Raw genomic sequence first — 20,417 nt, forward strand, 5'->3', positions numbered from 1 at the left:
ACCTTGATGGCGCGATTGCGGCCATCGCGGCTTGACCGATTCGCCCGGCTCCCATCACTTTGGTTTGCTTTTGGATTCTTCATCGGGGGATGGAATGCGCGCATTGGTGTCCGCGAGGACGCATGGATCGAAATGGTCGGGACCCGCCGGCCTGCTTTCGGTCTCGGCGTTTGGCCTGCTCGCAGGGGGGATCTGGCAGCCGGCGGCGGCGCAGACCGTCGTCGACTCCGCGATCATCGACAACGGCGTGGTGCAGCTGGGCATCAACCAGTTCGGCACCCTGATCGCGCCGGCGCCCGCTTCGGTCAACGGCGCCATTGGCATCACCTATCTGCCGTCGGAGGCGGCGGGCGGCCGCGGCGACGCGCTCGCGCCGGGCTGCGACTGCGAAGGCTGGGGCCTCGCCGACTTCACCAATCCCGCTTCGGGTTTTGGACGGAGCCAGTCGAACGGCAACACGGGAACCGGAACCGCGACGCTCACGGTGTCCGGAACCGGCACGAACGCGCTCTCCAACGGCAGCAGCGCGGTGTCGACGACCAACATCACCGTCGGCGGCAATCCGTTCGCCGAGGTGGTCCACGACTTCTCGCCGAGCGTGAGCACGAATCTTTACCGGGTGGACGTGAGCATCACCAACACCGGAACGGCGGCGATCGGCGACCTGCGCTACCGCCGCGTGATGGACTGGGACGTGCCGCCGACCGAGTTCACCGAATTCGTGACCATCCAGGGCTGGCCCGCCGCCAATCTGGTGAGCTCCACGGACAACGGCTTCAACGATCCCAATCCGCTCGCGCCGCTGACCAGCATCGCGCCCGGCACGGTCGACCAGAACTTCGAGACCAACGGACCGAACGACCACGGCGCGGCCTTCGACTTCAGCTTCGCCACGTTGGCCCCCGGCGCCACGCAGGAGTTCGTGATCTATTACGGCGCCGCCGGGAACGTCGTGGAGTCTCTCGAGGCGTTGGCGGACGTGGGCGCCGAGGTCTATTCGCTCGGCACCGCAAGCGACACCGCGGACTCGAACTCCGTCACCGGCACGCCAAACACCTTCATCTTCGCCTTCTCGGGCGTCGGCGGCACGCCGGTCGGGCCGATGGCGCCGATCTCGGTCGGCTCTCTCGGCGTGATGCGTCAGGTCGCGGCCCTCGTCACCCGCCGCCAGATGGAGGCGGTCGGCATGCGCATGGACGGGCTCGTCGGCGGCGGCGACAACCTGCCGTTCCAGATCGGCAAGCTCGCCGAAGGGGACGCCGCAGGGGCGCAGCAGCTCGGCGGCCTCAAGCTGTTCGCGACCGCGGGCGGCTCGTTCGGCAAGCTGGAGTCCGTGCGGGGCGCGTCGGCTGACTTCTCGATGTCGCAGATCAGCTTCGGCGCCGACTATACGGTTCTGCCCGACGCGCACTGGGTGAGCGCGCTCAATTTCGGCGTCGCGATCGGCTTCGTCGACGCGGACGCCGACGGACCCCGCCGCCTCGACGTCGACCTGAAGTCGACGACCCTCAGCGCCTTCGCCGGCCTGAACTTCCTGTCCGGCGGCTACGCCAATCTCGTCGGCAGCTACACCTGGACCGACTACACCCTTCGCCGGAGGCTCGGCGACGCCAGGTTCGGCGGCAAGACCGACGGCGACGAGGTCGGCGTGCTGTTCCGCCTCGGCTACGACTTCCCGGTCAGCATCTCGGACGAGCAGGTATTCTCCGTCGGGCCGTACTTCATCGCGACTTACATCGACGGCGAGATCGACCCGTTCAACGAGCGCTCGGCCACCTCGCCCGCGACGGCTCTGGAGTACGACCGCCGCAAGTTCGAGTCCGCCACGACGCAGCTCGGCGCGCGCGCGAACCTTTCGGCGAAGACCTCCTTCGGCGCCGTCGGCCTGACCGGAAACGTCGGCTGGGAGCACCAGTTCTCGGACGGCGGCCGCCCCGGCGTGGTCGAGACCGCCGGCGGCCTGCCGACGCTCGCTCCGTTCAATCTGAAGAGCGAAGATTACGCCCGCGTCGGCGCGCGCGCCTGGACCAGGATCGGCGCCAACCTCGCTCTCGCCGCCGAGTATGACGGCGCGATCGGGTCCAATATGGAAGACCATTCGTTCCGCGGCCGCTTCCGCGTCGACTTCTGACGCCTGACCTCGAGGGGGCGGCGCCTGGCGGGCGCCGCCCCCTACCTTTCGCGCAGGCCGCAGGGACCGGCGCCGCCGCCGCTAGATCCAGCCCATGAGCTCGCGCCGGACCACGTGCTCGATCACGCGCATGCCGTCGTCGGTGTCGTTCAGGCAGGGAATGGCCGCGAAGTTCTCGCCGCCGTTGTGGCGGAAGATCTCGGCGTTCTCGCCAGCAATCTCCTCCAGCGTCTCCAGACAGTCGGCGGAGAAGCCCGGCGTCACCACGGCGAGGCTTTTGACCCCCTGCTTCGCCAGCGCCTCCACCGTCTTGTCGGTGTAGGGCTGCAGCCACTCTTCCGGACCGAAGCGCGACTGGAAGGTGATGCGGAAGCGCTGCTCGTCGAGTCCCAGCGCCTCGCGCATCAGCCGCGCGGTTTTCTGGCACTGGCAATGGTAGGGATCGCCCTTGGCGAGGTAGCTCTGCGGCACGCCGTGGAACGAGGCGAGGATGACCTCGGGCTCGAAGCCGAGCGTCGCGATCTCCCGTTTCATCGACGACGTGACCGCCTCGATGTAGACCGAGTCGTCGGCCCAGGGCGGGGCGACGCGCAGCACCGGCTGCCAGCGCATGGTCTTGAGCGCGTCGAAGGCCTTGTCGCAGACGGTCGCCGAGGTCGCCGCGGCGTATTGCGGATAGAGCGGCACGAGCAGCAGGCGGTCGCAGCCCTCGTTCTGGAGCGCCTCGATGCGCGAGGCGATCGACGGGTTGCCGTAGCGCATCGCCCAGTCCACCACGAGTTTCGGCGAGGCGGAGGCGAGGCGCTCGGCGAGCTTCTCGGACTGCGAACGGGTGATGGTGCGGAGCGGGCTCTCGTCGCGCTCCTTGTTCCAGATCGAGGCGTAGTCCTTGCCCTTCCGTCCCGGCCGCGTCGTCAGGATGATGCCGTTCAGCAGCGGCCACCAGATCAGCCGCGGCGTCTCGATCACGCGGCGATCGGACAGGAACTCCTTGAGGTAGCGCCGCATCGACCAGTAGTCGGTGGCGTCGGGCGTCCCGAGATTGACCAGCAGCACGCCGATACGGCCGACCTTCACCGGCGGATGGTCGGCGGGCAGGCGCACGGCGCGCAGGTCGCCCTGGACGATGGGAGCGTTCATGAGACGATCGGAACTCCTCTGAAACACCGGCGGAACATAGTCGCCCCGCGCGCGAAATACAGCCGTTCCGCAGCCCCTTACGGCCCGCGCCCCGCGGCGGATCGACCGCCGCCGTGCTCGCCGCGCGCGACGTGTTCGAAGGCCTGCCCTTCGCCGGCTGAAGCCTCAGTCGTCGTCGCCGTCCGGAATCTTGAGCGGATGGCCGCAGGCCTTGCAATGCACCGCGTCCGGTTCGTGCCGGGTCAGCGCGCATTGCGGGCAGGGGTAGGACACCTTGCGCGGCCGGAAGATCGCCTGCGCCAGCCGCACGAACAGCGAGATGCCGACGATCATGGCGACGACCGAGGTCAGCCGGCCCCATGTTCCGGGGAGGGTGATGTCGCCGAAGCCGGTCGTGGTCACCGTCGCCACCGTGAAGTAGAGGGCGTCCACGTAGGTGTCGATGCCCTCCGCGCGGCCGACGAAGCCGGTGTAGACGAAGCCCGTGACCACCAGCAGGAAGGTCGCGAGGTTGATCACCGCGCGGGTGGCGTCCTCCCAATGGGCGAGGCCATGGCGGCGCAGGCCGCGCCACAGCGCCGGGCTGCGCGACAAGGTCCAGATCCTGAGCGCGCGCAGATAGCCCAGATTGGCGAACCAGGCCGGCGCGAGCAGCGTCACGAAGATGAAGGCGTCGACCCAGACGTCCGGCCTGCGGACCCAGCGGCGGAAGTCGGCCGCGGCGAGCGCGCGGGCGAGGAGGTCGAGCCCCACCACGATCGCGATGAGGATGTCGAGCCAGAGATAGATCGGCTCGCCGGTCAGCGCGGGCGTGGCCAGGAAGAAGGCGATGATCGCGAGATCGACGATGAACACAACGCCCTGGAACCGCAGCGCGGCGCGGCTGTCGCCGTGGTAGAGCGCGTGCAGCGCGCGCCGGAACCGCGCCAGGCGGCCGCGCCCGCCCGGCGGCGGCCCGTCGGGCGAAGCCTCCTCGGGCGCCGGGGGCTGGACAAGCTGCTGACGTTCCGGGAGAGGCTTCGACATGCCGCCGAAGATAGCGCGCGCGGCTTGGAAGGCGCGGCGTCTCAGCCGTGCAGGGCGAGCGAATCCTTCGGCGCTTCGGCCCGGTCCTCCATGCCGTAGTCGCGGATCACGGAGGCGACCCTCAGCCGGTAGCCGGCGAACACGTCGCGTCGCCCGGCGGTCTGCGCGGCGCGATGCTTCGCGACCGCGCGCCAGCGCTGAACCGACTCCTCGTCGCGCCAGATCGACAGCGACAGGAACTTGCCCGGCGTCGTGACGCTGGCGAAGCGCTCCACGGAGATGAAGCCGTCGATCGCCTCCACCTCCGCCTTCAGCGACATGGCGATGGCGAAATAATCGTCGGCGCGGCCCTCGGCGGGGGTGACCTCGAAGATGACGGCGATCATGGCGGCTCCGACGAAAGGCGAATGAGTCGCCACCCTGTCGGCCTGCGCGGGGGCATGGCAAGCCGAAACGCTTCGGCGCGCGCCGAAGCGTCGACGCTCGCGCGCGACGCCGCGCGCCGCTAGCCTTACGCCCATGTCCCAGGACCCTCTCATCGCCGAAGCCGCCGCCCTGATCGGGGATCCGACGCGCGCGCGCATGCTCGGCGTGCTGATGGACGCCCGCGCCCGCACCGCGAAGGAGCTCGCGAGCCTCGCCGGCGTCTCGCCCGCGACCGCGAGCGGCCACATCGCCAGGATGACCGCGGCGGGGCTGGTCGCGGTCGCCGCGCAGGGCCGCCACCGCTACGTGCGGCTGGCGGGCCCGGAAGTCGCCGAGCTGATCGAGCGGCTGATGTCCTTCGCCGGCGCGTCGCGGCCCGCGGTCCGGCCCCGGTCCGCCGCGGACGCCGCCTTCCGCGAGGCGCGGACCTGCTACGACCACCTCGCCGGCCGCGTCGCGGTCAATCTCGTCGAGGCGCTGGTCGCCCGCGACCTGCTCCGGCGCGGCCATGACGGGTTCGAGCCGACGCTCGCGGGCGAGCGCTGGTTCCGGGCGCAGGGCGTCGACGTGGGCCGGGCGCGGTGCGCGCACCGCGCCTTCGCGCGCTGCTGCCTCGACTGGAGCGAGCGGCGCGACCATCTCGCGGGCGCGCTCGGCGCGGCGCTGCTCGACGCGCTGATCGCGCGCGGCCGGCTCGCGCGCCGCAAGGACGACCGGACGTTGACCGTGACGCCGGAGGGCCGCCGCTTCCTCGCCGAAGAGATCGGGACGGCGCGCCCTGCGGCGGAGGCGCTTGAGGCGGCCGCCTTGTAGCTCAGCCGGGCGAGCCGGCCCCGCCCGCGAGCAGGCCGCCCAGCATCAGCGCGCCGAAGGCGAGGATCACCAGCGCGGCCACCGTCTCGAGCGCTGCGACCACGACGCCGGCGGCTCCCGGCGAGGCCGACGCCAGACGCAGCGCCGCCGCCTTGGCGCCGACGGCGAAGGCGGCGATCACGGCGACGGTGAGCGCGGTGCCCGCCGCCATGGCGAAGGTCGCGGCGACGCCGGCCCAGGCGATGCCCTGAGCCGCCGCGAAGGCCAGCACCACCAGCGCGCCGGTGCAGGGCCGCAGCCCGATGGCGAGCACCGCGGCCCCGGCGCGCCGCCAGTCCACCCGGCCTTCGACGAGCTGCGGGTCGACGCCGTGGTCGTGGGCGCAGGCCGCGCCGTGAACGTGGGAGGAGCGGCCCTCGAGCGCGCGGGCGAGCCCCCGCCCCTTGCGCCAGGTCAGCGCCAGACCGAGCGCCAGGATAGCGGCGTAGCTCGCCGCCTCCAGCCACCATGTGGCGGCGCCGATCGCGACGCTGGTCGCCCCGATCACGGCGGCAAGCAGCCCGACGACAGCGATCGCCGTCACCGCCTGCGCGAGCGCCGCGAGCGTCGAGAGCGCGACGCCGCGGCGCAGGCCCTCGCCGGTCGCGACCAGATAGGACGAGATCACCGCCTTGCCGTGGCCGGGACCGGCGGCGTGGAACACGCCGTAGGCGAAAGACAGGCCGGCGAGCGTCGCGAAGGCGGAGGGGTCGGTCTTCGCGGCGCGGATCGCCGCGGACAGCGCGCGGTAGAAGCTCGCCTGCCAGGCCGCGATCCAGGCGAACAGCCCGCCGGCGCCGGGCGCCCCTCCCGGCCCGTCCGGCCGCCCCACCCCGAACGGTCCCGCGCCCTGCGCAGCCGCCGCGCCGCAGAGGGCGACGACCAGCCCGAGCGCCAGCAGCACGCGCCCGACGCGCCCGGCCCGGCCGCTCACGCCCTCACCGGCAGGAGACGCTGATGGCGTTCGAGAACTGCGCCCCGAAATTGTCGCCGGGCGAAAGACCCGTGAAGAAGCTTTCGGACAGCTTCTGCGACGCCGCCGCGTCCGGCTCCTTCGGCCGCGCCACGTCGAGCGCGCAGCCGGCCGGCGCCGAGACCAGCTTCGCCGGGTCGTCCTTCGCGAATTCGAAAGCGACGAAATAGGTCGGATCGTAAACCTCGACCTTCACCGCCGCGCCCTTCGCGGGGGCGTTGTCCTTCACCGGCAGCGTGAAATGCAGCACGAGGCGCTTGTCGTCGGTCTGCTCCAGCCAGTAGTCGACCGGCTCGTTGAAGCTCACCTTGGACGGCCCGTTCTTCGAGAAGGTGAAGAAGCCGAACTCCTTCAGCGAGGTGACGTTGGTCTCCGCCAGCGGCGCCAGCTCCTCGCGCGTGAGCTTGCCGTCGCCGTCGACGTCGAGCCCCTGCGACGCGAAGGAGGAGAACATGTCGTCAAAGGTCCAGGCGTGGCGGATCGCCGACATGCGGCCGTCCGCGCCGTAGACGATCTCGCTGCGCGCCGTCACCCAGACATGCGGGTGGGCGGAGGCCGGGAGGCTGAGCCAGACGAGCGCGAGGCCCGCAAGGACGATTCGAAAAGCTGTCATCGGCCCGCATGGTGGTCGAAACGGCCAGCTTTGTCGTCCCCGACTGCGGCCGAAACGCGGCGCGTCAGCCGGCGAAGACGAAGCGGTCGACGATACGGAAACCGTCTTCGGGCCGGTCCTGCACAAACAGCGCGACGGCGTCGACCTGCGTCGACGCGAAGGCGACGTGGTCTTCGTGGAGCCGCGACAGCCCGGCGCGGACGCGGAGGATCATCTCCGGCTGCAGCGGTCCGGTCAGCGTCATGTGGAAGTGGAAGTCGTCGAACACGTAAGGATAGCCCCAGAGGTCGAGCGCCGCCTTCTGGCGTTCGCTCAGCGGCGACTCCAGCCGCCGGGCGAGCTCCGCTTCGCCCGTCGGCGCGCGGAACGGCTCGAACGCCTCGACGCAGCCGTTCGCGAGATCGTCGAGCTCCGCCGAGCGCTCTTTCGGCTGCAGTCCCACGAAGGGCCCGAGCGCGACGACCTCGAGCTCCGGCAGCAGGAACGGCTTTCGCGTTCGCGCGAAGTCGCGGCCCGCGGCCACGAGGTCGTCCTCGGTCCGGCCTTCGGCCAGCTGGAACGGCGCCTTCAAAGTCGCGTGAAAGCCATAGCGCCGCGGCGTCTCGGTCAGGATCCGCCACGCGTCTCTTGATATCCCCTGCGGCGCGAGCGCGGGGATGTCGGCGCCGGTCGCGGCGTCGTAGCCGAGCACCGACGAGCCGAACGACCACAGCGGGCTTCCGGGCGCAGGCGCGTAATAGATGGCGTAGCGCGGCGCGGTCACAGCACTCTCCGCCCCTCGACCAGCGTCTCACGCAGCACCGGCGCGCCTTCGACCACGCGCAGGCGGATGAGGTCGGCGCGCAGGCCGGACGCGAGCCGGCCCCGGTCGGCGAGGCCCAGCATCGCGGCCGGGCGCGAGGTCGCGAAGGCGAAGGCCTCGTGCAGCGGCGTCTCGGACGCCGCGAGCCGCTCGACCGCCTGCAGCAGGCTCGACGGGACGTAGTCGGACGACAGCGCGTCGAGCAGCCCTTCATCCGCGAGCTCCCGCGCCGAGACGCCGCCGGAATGCGACCCGCCGCGCACGACGTTCGGCGCGCCGGCGACGGTCGCCAACCCTTCGGCGCGGGCGGCGCGGGCGGCGTCCAGCGTGGTCGGAAACTCGGAGATCACGCAGCCGGCGGCGCGGGCTTCGCGCACATGCTCGACCGTGGTGTCGTCGTGGCTCGCGAGCGGCGCGCCGCGCGCCCGCGCCATGGCGACCACCTTCGGGCGGTTCTTGGCCGCGTCGGCCCGGCCAGCCTCCATGCGCTTGCGCAGCAGGTCGTCGGCGGCCGCGCCGGTGAGGCCGTTGCTCGCCATGAACCGCTTGAGGTCGTCGAGATCACGCCACTGCCGCTGGCCCGGCGTGTGGTCCATGAGCGAAACCAGCGCCAGCAGCGGCGACGCAAGCCGCGGCTCAAGCTCTCGGGTCAGCGTGGGGTCCGTGAGCTCGCAGCGGATGTGGATGCGGTGGTCGATCCGGAACACGCCGGCGGCGACGCCCTGCTCCACCGCCTCGATCATGCTGTGGAAGATGGCGCGCCGGTAATCCTGCCCGCCGTCGTAGCCGCCGGCGCAGACCGCGTCATAGACCGTCGTCACGCCGGCCGCCGCCATCTGGGCGTCGTGCGTCAGCGCCGCGGCGAGCGGGTTCGGCCAGATCACGCCCGGGCGCGGGCAGAAGTGCTTGTCGAGATTGTCGGTGTGCACCTCGATCAGGCCCGGAGCGAGGATGTCGCCGTCGAGATCGATCGCGCCGGCGGCCGCGGAGCGGCCTTCCGCCACCTCGCGGATCACGCCGTCCCGATGGACGAGGGTGCCGACGATCGTGCTGTCATCCAGCACAAGCCGAGCGTTGGTGAGGATCGTTTCCATATCCGCCGGGGACTGACACTTACGGCGCTGCTAGATAAGCCGGAGCGTGGGCGAAGGAAACCGACGGGCGCGCGATTACAGTCCGAGCGCCGCCCCGTCGTCGCGCGGATCGGCGCCGCCTTCGCTGCGTCCCGAGGCGCTTCGGGCGATCAAGCCGGCCGCGCCCTGCGCGCGATCATAGGCCTCGCCCGACAGCTCGACCCGATGGCCCATGCGCTCCAGCCGGTCGAGCGCCTCGCCGTCGAAACGCGGCTCGACCCGAAGCGCTCCGTGAACGAGACGGCCGCGGGGGCCGCCGAGCGCGTCGCCGACGCCGCGGCCGAACCGGATGCGGCGCGACGCCGCCGCGGCCTGCGCCTCCGCTCCCCCGCCGAAGACCAGCAGGTCGCCCCGCGCCGAAAGCGTCGCGAGCCCCGGCGTGACGCCGAGCGGCGGCCGCGCGCCCGGCTCCAGCGCGTGAGCCGCGTCCGGATCGAGCGACAGTCCGGCGCCGCCATTGTGAATCAGCACGCCTGTCGCCAGCGACAGGCAGCCCGCGCCGAACGGATCGTGCAGCGTCTGGACCACGGAGACCGCGCGGCCTTCCGCGTCGACGACGCCGAACCACGCGCCCTCGCCGCGGAATCCGAGCTCCGGAGGGCTCGCGCGGCGGGGATCGACGGCGTCCGCCTCGCGTTGAAGCGCGTCGGCGCCGAGCGCCGTATCGAGATCGGAATCCCGGTCCTTCTCCGCGCGGTCGCGCAGGTGCGCCGCCCGTGTGGAGGCCTCGGAGAGGCCGTGGATGAAGCCCGCGTCGCGGTCGTCGGCGAGGCCGAGCCGGTCGGCGATCCCGAGCAGCGCCAGCGCGCCGAGCCCCTGCGGCCGCGCGCCATAAGCGATCCCGCCGGCGAGCGGGACCTGAAGCGGCCGGCGCAGGCGGGCGTCGACGCGCCGGAGGTCGTCGCGCGTGAGCGGCGCCCCGAGCCGCTCGAGGTCCGCCGCGAGCTCGCGCCCCACGTCGCCGGCGTAGAAGTCGTTCAGGCCCGCCCGCGCGAGGTGTTCGAGCGCGTCGGCGAGCCGCGGCTGGACGAGCGCGTCCCCCGCCGTGAGCGGGCGATCGTCGACGAAAAACGCCGCGGCGAAGCCGGGCTGCGGCTTGAGATCCCCGGCGGCTTCGGACAGGCGGGCCGCGAAGCCAGCCGAAAGCGCGACGCCCTCGCGGGCGAGGCGGATCGCGTCCGCGAATAGAACTTTCAGCGGCAGCCGCCCGCCGCAGGCGGCGGCGATCTCAAGCGCGAGCCGCCAGCCCTCGACCGCGCCGGGCGCCGCGAGCGCCGCCATCGCGCCGCGGCGCGGGATCGCGTCGTAGCCGAGCGCGCCGAAACCGGCGCGCGTCGCGCCGCGCGCCGGAGTCCCGCAGGCGTCAATCGCCCGCACGACGCCGGAGGGTTCTCGCGCGAGCCACAGCCCATCACCGCCAAGACCTGCGACGTCGCCGCGCGCGACGGCGGCGGTCGCGGCCATGGCGACCGCGGCCTCGTAGGCGTTGCCGCCCTCGATCAGGATCATCCGCCCGGTCTCCGCCGCGGCGGGATGCGGGGCGACCACGAGGCCATGGTCCGAGACGGCGGTTTCGATCATGGACGGCTCGCTTCGCGACGGAGGCGCAGGCGTAGTCGACCGCGGGCCCCGACCGCAAGCGCCGGCGCCGCTCGACGGCGCGGCGGAACGTGCTAAAAGGCTCGCCGATCCTGCGGGCGCACTCGCGCGCCCGGCCAAACCGGAGCGTCGCGCCCGTGTCCGATCTGCCTGCCGCCGGCGGCTCCGCCGTGGGTCGCGCCATCACCATCGGCGCCGCCACCGTGCTGATCGCCACCCAGACCATCGCCGCCTGCGTCGCCGGCGGCTGGGCGATCGGCGGCTTCCTCGGCCTCGGCGAAATCTTTACCTACGCCTTCGAGATCGCCGGCTTCGCGCTCGGCGTCTGGCTCGTGGTCAAGTTCGTCCGCACCGCGCTGAAGCACAACCCGGCGCGCTGACCGGGCCTGCGGCGCCCCGCGGCCGCACGTCGATTGAAGTCCGGCATGTAACTCTATAACATTGCCCCGTCCTTCTCAGACGGCGGCGCCATGTCCTCGACGGCCCCACACGATCACCCGCATCACTCTCACGGCGGCCGCAGCCATGGCCGGCGTGCGCACGCGCCTGCGCCGTCTCTGCTGCGCGCCTCGGCCGCCGCGCGCCTCGCCGGCGCGGTCGGCGCGTCGGCGCTGATCTGGCTCGCGGTGTGGTGGGTGACGGCATGAGCGCCGCGCTTCGCCTCCACGACGTCACGCTTGGCTACGACCGCCATCCGGCGGTGCACCATCTCGACGGCGAAATCGCCTCCGGCGCGCTGCTCGCGGTGGTCGGCCCCAACGGCGCCGGCAAATCGACGCTGCTGAAGGGCCTCGTCGGCGCGCTGAAGCCCCTCGGCGGGCGCATCGACCGCGGCGCGCTCGGCCGGCGCGAGATCGCCTATCTGCCGCAGGCGGCGGAGCTCGACCGGTCCTTCCCCGTCGACGTGTTCGATCTCGTCGCGACCGGCCTGTGGCGGCGCACCGGCCTCTTCGGCGGCGTCAGCCGCGGCGATCACGCCCGGATCGACGAGGCGATCGCGGGCGTCGGCCTCACCGGCTTCGAGCGCCGCGCGGTCGGCACGCTGTCCGGCGGCCAGCTTCAGCGCGCGCTGTTCGCCCGGCTGCTGCTGCAGGACGCCTCCGTCATCCTGCTCGACGAGCCTTTCGCCGCGATCGACGCGCAGACCGTCTCCGACCTGCTGGCGCTGATCGCGCGCTGGCACAGCGAACGGCGCACCGTGGTCGCCGTGCTGCACGACATGGAGATTGTGCGGCAGGCCTTTCCCGAGACGCTGCTGCTCGCGCGGCGCCCCGTCGCCTGGGGCCCGACGTCCGAGACCCTGCGGCCGGAGCGCCTGCTGGAGGCGCGCGCCATGCCGGAGGCGTTCGACGACCACGCGCCGGTCTGCGACGCGCACGGAACGGGACGCGCGGCATGACGCCCTACGACGCGATGCTCGCTCCCTTCGTCGAATTCGCCTTCATGCGCCGCGCGCTGGTGGGCGCGGTCGCGCTGTCGCTCGGCGCCGCGCCCATCGGCGTGTTCCTGATGCTCCGGCGCATGAGCCTGACCGGCGACGCCATGGCGCACGCCATCCTGCCGGGCGCCGCGGTCGGGTTCCTCGTCGCCGGACTGTCGCTGCCGGCGATGACGCTGGGCGGGCTCGTCGCCGGCGTCTCGGTGGCGCTGCTGACCGGCCTCGTCGCGCGCACCACCCTGCTGAAGGAGGACGCCGCGCTCGCGGCCTTCTACCTGCTGTCGCTCGCGCTCGGCGTGACCCTGGTCTCGCTCAAGGGCTCGAACGTCGACCTGCTGCACGTCCTGTTCGGCTCGGTGCTGGCGCTCGACGACCAGGCGCTGACGCTGCTCGCCGGCGTCTCGACGGTGACGCTGGTCGCACTCGCGCTGATCTACAGGCCGCTTGTGCTCGAATGCGTCGACCCGGGCTTCCTCGCCTCGGTCAGCCGCTCCGGAGGCTTGGCGCATTTCGTGTTCCTCGGCCTCGTGGTGCTCAACCTCGTGGCCGGCTTCCAGGCGCTCGGCACCCTGCTCGCGGTCGGCGTGATGATGCTGCCGGCCGCGACCGCGCGGTTCTGGGCGGCGAGCCTCGGCGGCCTGTTCGCGGTCGCGATCGGGACCGCGGTCGCCGCGTCGATCGCCGGCCTGCTGCTCTCGTACCACCTCGGAACGCCGACCGGCCCGACCGTCATCCTAGCGGCCGGCGTCTTCTATCTCGCCTCGCTCGTGTTCGGCCGGCACGGCGGCGCGCTCAGCCGCCTCGCGCCTCCCCGCCGCCACCGGGCGGCCTGACCTCGCTCCTGAGGAGAAGCTCCATGCGGATCCGCGCCCTTCTCGCCGCCGTCGTCGCCGGCGCGCTGTCGACCCTGCCCGCCGCCGCGGAGACCGCGAAGGTAAAGGCGGTCGCGACCTTCTCGATCCTCGGCGATTTCGTCGCCGCGGTCGGAGGCGACCGCGTTTCGGTCGAGACGCTGGTCGGCCCGAACGGCGACGCGCACGTGTTCTCGCCCTCGCCCGCGGACGCCAGGAAGGTCGCCGAGGCGAAGGTGCTGTTCGAGAATGGCCTCGGCCTCGAAGGCTGGATCTCGCGGCTCGTCAAATCGGCCGGCGCGCAGGTTCCGGTCGTGGTCGCCGCCAAGGGCGTGGCTCCGCGGGAGATGTCCGACGAGGACGACCACAAGCATGGCCACGCCCATGGGCATGACCATGGCGAGGTCGATCCGCACGCCTGGCAGGCGGTTCCGAACGCGAAGATCTACATCGCCAACGTCCGCGACGGCCTGATCGCCGCAGACCCGGACGGCCGCGCCACCTACGAGGCGAACGCCGCGGCCTATATCGAGAAGCTGAACGCGCTCGACGCCGAGATCCGGGCCGCATGGGCCAAGGTGCCGGTCGAGCGCCGCCGGATCATCACCTCGCACGACGCCTTCGGCTACTACGCCGCTGCCTACGGCGTGGAGATGATCGCGCCGCAGGGCGTCTCGACCGAGACCGAGGCTTCGGCCAAGGACGTCGCCCGCATCATCCGGCAGATCAAGGCCGAGAAGGTCCCGGCCGTGTTCGTCGAGACCATCTCCGACCGGCGTCTCGCGGAGCGCATCGCCAAGGAGACCGGCGCGAAGATCGGCGGGGCGCTCTATTCCGACGCGCTCTCGCCCGCCGGCGGCCCCGCCGCGACCTATCTCGACATGATGCGCTCGAACCTTCGGGAGCTGACGAGCGCGCTGTCGAGCTGAGGCGTAGCCTCACAGCGTCTTCGCCAGCGCCTCGAGCTGGTCGGCGACCTGGCCCCAGCCCTCGTGGAAGCCCATCTGCTCGTGGGCTTCCCTGTCCGCGGCGGTCCAGTGCCGGGCGACGGCGCGGTAGCGGGTCTTGCCTCCCTCGTCGGCGAAGGTGAGGATCGCGACGAAGAACGGCTTTTCCGAAGGCGTCCAGGCGTCCGTGAAGGCGTCGGTGAAGACCAGCTTCTCGTTCGGGACCGCGTCGAGATAGACGCCGGACATTGGCATGTCCTGTCCCTCGGGCGAGCGCATGGTGATCCGGTTCGAACCGCCCGGCCGGACGTCCAGCTCCGCATGCGGGGTGGTGTAAGGCAGCGGCGCGAAGAAGCGCTTCAGCAGCTCCGGCTCGGTCCAGCAGCGGTAGACGTTCTCGCGCGGAGCGTCGATGAGGCGGTCGAGCACGAGATCGCGGGTCGGGTCGATGGCGTCGGTCATGGCGGCTGTTTCCCTGAGCGGTCGTTTCGCATCCTAGGACGGACGGGGCGGCCCGCGTCCGACACCAGCCCCGCATTTTTTGCGCGTCCGCCGCTCACCGGCCATTAAGGCCGCGCAAGCGACGCTGACGTCATGACAGACGCCCTCAATGCCGCGCTTGCGCCCGCGGCCGCCGACACCTGCGCCGCCTTCGCGGACTGGCTGCGGCATCTCGCGACCGAACGGCGGCTGTCGCCGAAGACGGTCGAGGCCTACGGCCGCGACGTGCGGACGTTCCTCGCCTTCCTGCAGAACCATCTCGGCGGCCCGGCCAGCCTCGCCGACATCGTCGCGCTAACCCCGCGCGACCTGCGCGCCTTCCTGTCCGCGCGCCGCAACGAGGGCCTCGTCAGCCGCTCGCTGATGCGGGCGCTGGCGGCGAACCGCTCCTTCGCGCGCTTCCTCGCCCGCACCGGCCGCGGCGAGGCCGCCGCCTTCGCCGCGGTGCGCTCGCCCAAGGTCCCGCGCAGCCTGCCGAAGCCGGTCCCGCCCGCCGCCGCCCGCGCGCTCGCCGACGCCGACACCCGCGCCGGCGAGGAGCGCGAGGCTTGGGTGTTGGCGCGCGACGCGGCGGTGATCGCGCTGCTCTACGGCTGCGGTCTGCGCATCTCGGAAGCCCTGTCGCTGACGCGCGGCGAGGCGCCGGTGGACGGCGTCGACCGGATCGAGGTGACCGGCAAGGGCGGCAAGACCCGCCAGCTGCCGGTGATCCCGGCGGTGCAGACGGCGGTGCGGGATTATCTCGCGGAATGTCCGTGGCGGCTCGCGCCCGAGGGACCGCTGTTCGTCGGCGCGAAGGGCGGCCCGCTCAACCCGCGCATCGTGCAGGCGGCGGTGGCGCGCATGCGCGGCGCGCTCGGGCTGCCCGACACCGCGACGCCGCACGCGCTGCGTCACTCCTTCGCAACCCACCTGCTCGCCCGCGGCGGCGACCTCCGCACCATCCAGGAGCTGCTCGGCCACGCCAGCCTTTCGACCACGCAGATCTACACCGAGGTCGACGTCGCCCGGCTGATGGCGGCGCACGCCGCCTTCCACCCCCGCGCCCGCGCCTGACGCCGCTCCCCGCGCGCGAAAGCGTGAACGGGCGCCCGCCCTTTGGGCTTGGCGCGGAGTCCGGCAGTGGTAGCCTGATCGGGACGCGGGCGATCCCGCCCGACGTCTGTGACGAGGAGAGCGACGATGAAGACGCTTACCGCCACGCTGCTCGCCGCCGCCCTTGCGGCCGCCGTCGCGGCGCCTGCTTCGGCCGAGCCCTGCGCCCGGAAGAACACCACGGCCTCGACCCAGACCGACAACCGCGCCGGAACCTGAGCCCCCGCCAGCTCCGACGCTGAAGACCGACGGCCCGGGCTCAACGCCCGGGCCGTCTTCGTTTGCGGGGCGCCGGCAGGGCAGCCCTGCGCGCTCGAGTGTTTGTCGCCTCGCGCCGCCGTGATACCCGCGGTCGGGAGGTGATCCGATGCCGACAACGACGCCCGCCGATCCCGACGTCGTCACGACCCCGACCCGCTTCCGGCCGGAAACGCCCTGGGCCGGGTACGCGCTCGCGGCCGCAGGCGCGATCCTGTTCTCAAGCAAGGGGATCCTGATCAAGTTCGCCTACGCCGAGGGCGTCGACACCGAGACGCTGCTCGCGCTGCGCATGGGGCTTTCGGTCCCGGTCTACGTCGCGATCGGGCTGATGGCGGTCGCGCGCGCAGGACGGCCGCAAGCCCTCGACGGGCGCACGCTCGCGGCCTCGCTCGCCATCGGCCTGCTCGGCTACTGGTTCGCGAGCTATGTCGACTTCCTCGGCCTCGCCTACATCTCGGCGCCGTTTGAGCGGTTGATCCTGTTCACCTATCCGCTGTTCACGGTGCTGCTCGGCGCGGCCTTCTTCGGCCAGCCGTTTCGCGCGCGGGCGCTGCTCGCCTTCGCGCTCGCCTATGCCGGGCTGGCGCTGGTGTTCGTGAAGGACGTCGAGGCTGCGGGCTTCGACGCCACGCGCACCGGAACGCTGCTGGTGCTGGCCTCCGCGCTCGCCTTCGCGCTCTACCAGCTGTTCGCCAAAGGCCAGATCGCGAAGCTCGGGCCGAAGCTCTTCACCTGCATCGCCATGACGGCTGCGGCCGCCGCCGCGATCGTCCAGTTCCTCGTCGTGCGCGACGTGGGCGTGCTGTCCGAACTCACCGCCAAAGCGTGGCTCTGCGCCGCGATGATCGCGGTGCTCGCCACCATCCTGCCGAGCTTCCTGCTCTCGGCGGCGCTGCACCGGATCTCGGCGCAGGCGAACGCCGCCATCGGCACGGTGAGCCCGATCGCGACGCTCGTGCTGGCGGCGCTGTTCCTCGGCGAGCGGGTGACGGCGATCGACGTCGCGGGGTCGGCGCTGGTGCTCGCGGGCGTCGGCTGGTTCACCCTCGCCGAACAGCGCCGGCGCTGAAGCCCGCGTCAGGCAGAGCCGGCGAACAGCGCGTCGAGGTCGAGCCCCACGAAGTCCGGCGCGGTGGCGCGGACGTTCCGGAATTCGGCGAAGGCCTCGGCCGGCAGCGTGGTGGTGATCGCGACCGCCGGCATGCCGCCTCGCCGCGCCGCCTCGACCCCGAGCGGCGCGTCCTCGAACACCAGGCATTCCGCCGGGCTGACGCCGAGCTTCTCCGCCGCCGCCAGGAACATGTCGGGATGCGGCTTGCCGCGGTAGCCCATCGACGGCTGCACCACCGCGACGAAGCGGTCGCGCAAGCCCAGCCCGTCGAGCGTGAAGTCGACGTTCTCCGGCGGGGCCGCGGTCGCGACCGCGGCTTTCACGCCGCGCCGGTCCGCCTCCGCCATCAGCGCTGCGAAACCAGCATGGGCCGCGAGCCGCGGCGCGTAGAGCCGGCGGTAGATCGCCTCCTTCGCGGCGCCCATGGCCGCGATCTCGGCCGCCGGTCGATCCGGAAAGAGCTCGCTGATGATCTCGGGGTTGGTCCGTCCGGCGGTGCGGCGAAAGAAGCTCGGCCGGTCGAAGGCGAGGCCAACCTCGGCGTGCCACGCCTCCCAGGCGTCGTCGTGGACCGCCATGTTGTCCACGAGCGTGCCGTCCATGTCGAAGATCAGCCCGCGGACGGGCGTCACGCGGGCGGCCCCTCGGCCGGCTCGTCGAACAGGCCTTCGGGCGGATCGATCACGACCCGGCCGCCAGCGACGTCGACCACCGGAACGACCTCGCGGGTGAAGGGCGCGTAGACCGTGCGCCGGGAGCCGGCGAGGCGCAGCTCGAGCAGGTCGTCGGCGCCGAAATTCTGCACCGACGCCACCTCGCCAACCACCGCGCCGGACATGTCCTCGACCCTGAGGCCGATCAGGTCGGCCCAGTAGAATTCGTCCTCATCCTCCGCGGGCGGCAGCGCCTCGCGGGGCGTGAACAGGCCGACGCCGTTCAACGCCTCGGCCTGTTCGCGGGTGTCGACGCCCTTGAACCGGACGACGACCATGTCGTCCTTGAGACGACGCAGGGCGGCCACCGTGAAGGCGCGCGCGCCATCCGCGGTGGTCACCGGCTTATAGGCCTTGAGCGACGTCGGGTCGGCGGTGAACGCCTTCACGCGCACCTCTCCCCTTACGCCGTGGGCGGCGCCGATCACGCCGATCTGGACGAGGCGAGGCGAGGTCATGAGGGACGTTCCCGTCATCCCGGCCGGAGCGGCGCAAGCCGCTTAGAGCCGGGATCGTTCGCGAAATGCGGCACGGGACGCGCGCCGACGCAGCACAGACGACGATCCCGGCTCTCCGCCTCAGCTTCGGCCGGGATGACGCCCTGTGGAGGCCGAACCTTACTCGGCGGCTTCGGCGGACTTGGCAGCTGCCGCGTCGGCGCGCTCCTGCGCCTTCTTGCCGGGCTGGCCCTTGGTCGGGTTGCTGCGCGCGTCGCGCTTCAGCAGGCCGGCCTGGTCGAGGAAGCGGTGCACGCGGTCGGTCGGGGTCGCGCCCTTGGCGAGCCACTCCTTGGCCTTCTCGGCGTCGAGCACGACGCGCTCGGCCTCCTTCGGCAGCACCGGGTTGTAGGTGCCGATGCGCTCGATGAAGCGGCCGTCGCGGGGGTAGCGCGAGTCGGCGACGACGATGCGGTAGAACGGACGCTTCTTGGCGCCGCCGCGGGCGAGACGAATCTTCAGGGCCATTTTCTGCTTTCCTTAGGTGAATTCTGCGTTTCCGGACTGCGTCATGCCCCGGCTCGTCCGGGGCATCCAGGCTCGATCGTCAAGCGCTGGGCAGCGAGAGGTGGATGCCCCGGACAAGCCGGGGCATGACGATGCGTGTGTGACGGGCCGCGTCATTTCTTCTTCCCGAACCCGCCGGGAAACCCGCCGCCGAGGCCCGGCAGCTTGGGGCCGCCGCCGAGACCGCCGGGAAAACCAGGCGGCAGGCCGCCGGGCGCGCCGGGAAAGCCGCCGCCGGGGAAGCCGGGCGGCAACCCTTGCGGCATCTTCCCGGCCTTCAGGTCCTCGAGCGCCTCCGGCGGAATCTGCGGCGCGCCGCCGCCGAAGCCGAGCGCGGCGCCCAGCCCCGCCAGCGGGCCGCGGCCGGACTTCGCGCCCTTGCCCATCATCTTCATCATGTCCGCCATCTGGCGGTGCATCTTCAGGAGCTTGTTGACGTCCTCGACCTTCGCGCCCGCGCCCGCGGCGACGCGCTTCTTGCGCGAGGCCTTCAGGATGTCGGGGTTGCGACGCTCGGCCTTGGTCATCGAGTCGATGATCGCGGCCTGGCGCTTGAACACGCTCTCGTCGATGTTCGCGCCCGCCATCTGCTTCTTCAGGTTGGCGACGCCCGGCATCAGCGACATCACGCCCGACATGCCGCCGAGCTTCTGCATCTGCAGCAGCTGCTCCTTGAGGTCGTTCAGATCGAACTGACCCTTGCGCATGCGCTCGGCGGTCTTGGCCGCCTTCTCGGCGTCGATCGTGGCCGCGGCCTTCTCGACCAGCGAGACCACGTCGCCCATGCCGAGGATGCGGTTGGCGATGCGCGCCGGGTCGAAGTCCTCGACCGCGTCGAAGCGCTCGCCGACGCCGACCAGCTTGATCGGCTTGCCGGTGACCGCGCGCATGGAGAGCGCCGCGCCGCCGCGGCCGTCGCCGTCGACGCGGGTGAGCACGATGCCGGTGACGCCGACCGCCTGGTCGAAGGCGCGGGCGGTCGTCACGGCGTCCTGGCCGGTGAGGGCGTCGGCGACCAGCAGCACCTCGTGCGGGTTGGTCGCCTTCTTCACCTCGACCACCTCGGCCATGAGGGCTTCGTCGAGCGTGGTGCGGCCCGCGGTGTCGAGCAGCACCACGTCGTAGCCGCCGAGCCGTCCCGCCTCCATGGCGCGGCGGGCGATCTGCAGCGCCGTCTGCCCCGGCACGATCGGTAGCGTCGCGACCTCGGTCTGGCGCCCAAGAGTGGCGAGCTGCTCCATCGCCGCCGGACGGCGCGTGTCGAGCGAGGCCATCAGCACCTTGCGCTTGTCGCGCGTGGAGAGACGGCGGGCGATCTTGGCGGTGGAGGTCGTCTTGCCCGAGCCCTGCAGGCCGACCATCAGGATCGGCACCGGAGCGGCCGCGGCGAGGCTGATCGGCTGGGCGTCCGCGCCCAGCATGGCGACCAGTTCGTCATGGACGATCTTGACCACCATCTGGCCGGGCGTGACCGACTTCACCACCTCGACGCCGACCGCGCGCTCCTTCACCCGGTCGACGAAGGACCGCACCACCTCGAGCGCCACGTCCGCCTCGAGCAGGGCGCGGCGGACCTCGCGCATCGCTTCCGAGACGTCCGCCTCGGTCAGCGCGCCGCGTCGGGTCAGCCGGTCCAGTATGCCGCCGAGGCGGTCGGTCAGGGTGTCGAACATGAGAGCGCGGGCGCCTCGCATCAGGTGGGCCGGACGGCCTCGTCAGCCAACGCAAAAGGCGCCCGCGGACGTGATCGTCGGCGGACGTTGACCCCCCGAACTCATGGGACGGGCGGCTTGCGCAGGCG

The 20,417-nt window shown here is 72.0% G+C and carries 23 protein-coding genes; 10 read left to right on the plus strand and 13 right to left on the minus strand.

The window, feature by feature from the left end:
* Positions 1-106 precede the first annotated feature (106 nt).
* Positions 107-2,131, plus strand: a complete 2,025-nt coding sequence (locus PKE78_RS10940; protein ID WP_271200902.1) for an autotransporter outer membrane beta-barrel domain-containing protein — start codon at positions 107-109, stop codon at positions 2,129-2,131.
* 81 nt (positions 2,132-2,212) lie between these two features.
* Here the strand turns inward: PKE78_RS10940 and hemH are convergent, their stop codons facing one another.
* The 3 genes from hemH to PKE78_RS10955 form a co-directional block, all read right to left on the minus strand.
* Entirely contained in the window at positions 2,213-3,271 is a 1,059-nt protein-coding gene (gene hemH / locus PKE78_RS10945) for a ferrochelatase (RefSeq protein WP_271200903.1), read from the minus strand.
* A 165-nt stretch (positions 3,272-3,436) separates the two neighbouring features.
* Positions 3,437-4,297: a potassium channel family protein gene (locus PKE78_RS10950; RefSeq protein ID WP_271200904.1), complete on the minus strand. Its 861-nt coding sequence runs from the start codon at positions 4,295-4,297 to the stop codon at positions 3,437-3,439.
* A gap of 41 nt (positions 4,298-4,338) precedes the next feature.
* On the minus strand, positions 4,339-4,683 hold the full coding sequence (locus tag PKE78_RS10955; protein ID WP_271200905.1) for an antibiotic biosynthesis monooxygenase family protein: 345 nt from the start codon (positions 4,681-4,683) through the stop codon (positions 4,339-4,341).
* A 133-nt stretch (positions 4,684-4,816) separates the two neighbouring features.
* On the opposite strand from PKE78_RS10955, the gene PKE78_RS10960 reads away from it, so the two are divergent.
* Complete coding sequence (locus PKE78_RS10960) at positions 4,817-5,536, plus strand: ArsR/SmtB family transcription factor (RefSeq protein ID WP_271200906.1); 720 nt, start codon at positions 4,817-4,819, stop codon at positions 5,534-5,536.
* A 1-nt stretch (position 5,537) separates the two neighbouring features.
* Here the strand turns inward: PKE78_RS10960 and PKE78_RS10965 are convergent, their stop codons facing one another.
* The 5 genes from PKE78_RS10965 to PKE78_RS10985 form a co-directional block, all read right to left on the minus strand.
* A complete protein-coding gene (locus tag PKE78_RS10965; RefSeq protein WP_271200907.1) occupies positions 5,538-6,509 on the minus strand; it encodes a nickel/cobalt transporter in 972 nt (323 codons plus the stop codon).
* Positions 6,510-6,513: 4 nt separating this feature from the next.
* On the minus strand, positions 6,514-7,161 hold the full coding sequence (locus tag PKE78_RS10970) for a DUF1007 family protein (protein WP_271200908.1): 648 nt from the start codon (positions 7,159-7,161) through the stop codon (positions 6,514-6,516).
* A 64-nt stretch (positions 7,162-7,225) separates the two neighbouring features.
* Positions 7,226-7,924: a DUF1045 domain-containing protein gene (locus PKE78_RS10975; protein ID WP_271200909.1), complete on the minus strand. Its 699-nt coding sequence runs from the start codon at positions 7,922-7,924 to the stop codon at positions 7,226-7,228.
* Complete coding sequence (locus PKE78_RS10980; RefSeq protein WP_271200910.1) at positions 7,921-9,057, minus strand: alpha-D-ribose 1-methylphosphonate 5-triphosphate diphosphatase; 1,137 nt, start codon at positions 9,055-9,057, stop codon at positions 7,921-7,923. Before PKE78_RS10980 ends, PKE78_RS10975 begins: the two co-directional genes overlap by 4 nt.
* A 75-nt stretch (positions 9,058-9,132) precedes the next feature.
* Positions 9,133-10,677 carry a gamma-glutamyltransferase gene (locus PKE78_RS10985; RefSeq protein WP_271200911.1) on the minus strand — a complete coding sequence of 515 codons (1,545 nt, stop codon included), beginning with the start codon at positions 10,675-10,677 and terminating at the stop codon, positions 9,133-9,135.
* A gap of 155 nt (positions 10,678-10,832) precedes the next feature.
* On the opposite strand from PKE78_RS10985, the gene PKE78_RS10990 reads away from it, so the two are divergent.
* The 5 genes from PKE78_RS10990 (at position 10,833) to PKE78_RS11010 (ending at position 13,913) form a co-directional block, all read left to right on the plus strand.
* Positions 10,833-11,075: a hypothetical protein gene (locus tag PKE78_RS10990; RefSeq protein WP_271200912.1), complete on the plus strand. Its 243-nt coding sequence runs from the start codon at positions 10,833-10,835 to the stop codon at positions 11,073-11,075.
* A gap of 90 nt (positions 11,076-11,165) precedes the next feature.
* The gene (locus tag PKE78_RS10995) at positions 11,166-11,342 is read left to right on the plus strand and encodes a hypothetical protein (protein WP_271200913.1); all 177 of its coding nucleotides are present in this window, start codon (positions 11,166-11,168) and stop codon (positions 11,340-11,342) included.
* On the plus strand, positions 11,339-12,094 hold the full coding sequence (gene aztA / locus PKE78_RS11000) for a zinc ABC transporter ATP-binding protein AztA (RefSeq protein WP_271200914.1): 756 nt from the start codon (positions 11,339-11,341) through the stop codon (positions 12,092-12,094). The genes PKE78_RS10995 and aztA overlap by 4 nt, the downstream gene beginning before the upstream one ends.
* A complete protein-coding gene (locus PKE78_RS11005; RefSeq protein WP_271200915.1) occupies positions 12,091-12,966 on the plus strand; it encodes a metal ABC transporter permease in 876 nt (291 codons plus the stop codon). The genes aztA and PKE78_RS11005 overlap by 4 nt, the downstream gene beginning before the upstream one ends.
* Positions 12,967-12,989: 23 nt before the next feature.
* Positions 12,990-13,913, plus strand: a complete 924-nt coding sequence (locus PKE78_RS11010) for a metal ABC transporter substrate-binding protein (RefSeq protein WP_271200916.1) — start codon at positions 12,990-12,992, stop codon at positions 13,911-13,913.
* A 9-nt stretch (positions 13,914-13,922) separates the two neighbouring features.
* On the opposite strand, the gene PKE78_RS11015 is transcribed toward PKE78_RS11010, so the two are convergent.
* The gene (locus PKE78_RS11015; protein ID WP_271200917.1) at positions 13,923-14,393 is read right to left on the minus strand and encodes an SRPBCC family protein; all 471 of its coding nucleotides are present in this window, start codon (positions 14,391-14,393) and stop codon (positions 13,923-13,925) included.
* A 132-nt stretch (positions 14,394-14,525) separates the two neighbouring features.
* On the opposite strand from PKE78_RS11015, the gene PKE78_RS11020 reads away from it, so the two are divergent.
* From PKE78_RS11020 to PKE78_RS11030, 3 genes are all read left to right on the plus strand, one after another.
* Positions 14,526-15,488 (plus strand): tyrosine recombinase XerC, encoded by a 963-nt coding sequence (locus PKE78_RS11020; protein WP_271200918.1) that lies wholly within the window; start codon positions 14,526-14,528, stop codon positions 15,486-15,488.
* A 126-nt stretch (positions 15,489-15,614) separates the two neighbouring features.
* Entirely contained in the window at positions 15,615-15,746 is a 132-nt protein-coding gene (locus PKE78_RS11025; protein WP_271200919.1) for a hypothetical protein, read from the plus strand.
* Positions 15,747-15,894: 148 nt separating this feature from the next.
* A complete protein-coding gene (locus PKE78_RS11030) occupies positions 15,895-16,857 on the plus strand; it encodes a DMT family transporter (RefSeq protein WP_271200920.1) in 963 nt (320 codons plus the stop codon).
* 8 nt (positions 16,858-16,865) lie between these two features.
* On the opposite strand, the gene PKE78_RS11035 is transcribed toward PKE78_RS11030, so the two are convergent.
* From PKE78_RS11035 to ffh, 4 genes are all read right to left on the minus strand, one after another.
* Positions 16,866-17,531, minus strand: coding sequence for an HAD family hydrolase (locus tag PKE78_RS11035; protein ID WP_271200921.1), 666 nt, complete (start codon positions 17,529-17,531; stop codon positions 16,866-16,868).
* On the minus strand, positions 17,528-18,070 hold the full coding sequence (rimM, locus tag PKE78_RS11040) for a ribosome maturation factor RimM (RefSeq protein ID WP_271200922.1): 543 nt from the start codon (positions 18,068-18,070) through the stop codon (positions 17,528-17,530). Before rimM ends, PKE78_RS11035 begins: the two co-directional genes overlap by 4 nt.
* Before the next feature lie 159 nt (positions 18,071-18,229).
* A complete protein-coding gene (rpsP, locus tag PKE78_RS11045; protein WP_271200923.1) occupies positions 18,230-18,577 on the minus strand; it encodes a 30S ribosomal protein S16 in 348 nt (115 codons plus the stop codon).
* A gap of 152 nt (positions 18,578-18,729) precedes the next feature.
* Entirely contained in the window at positions 18,730-20,289 is a 1,560-nt protein-coding gene (ffh, locus tag PKE78_RS11050; protein WP_271200924.1) for a signal recognition particle protein, read from the minus strand.
* Between the last annotated feature and the right edge of the window lie 128 nt (positions 20,290-20,417).

This window comes from Methylopila turkensis, from assembly GCF_027922325.1.
Lineage (GTDB): Bacteria > Pseudomonadota > Alphaproteobacteria > Rhizobiales > Methylopilaceae > Methylopila > Methylopila turkensis.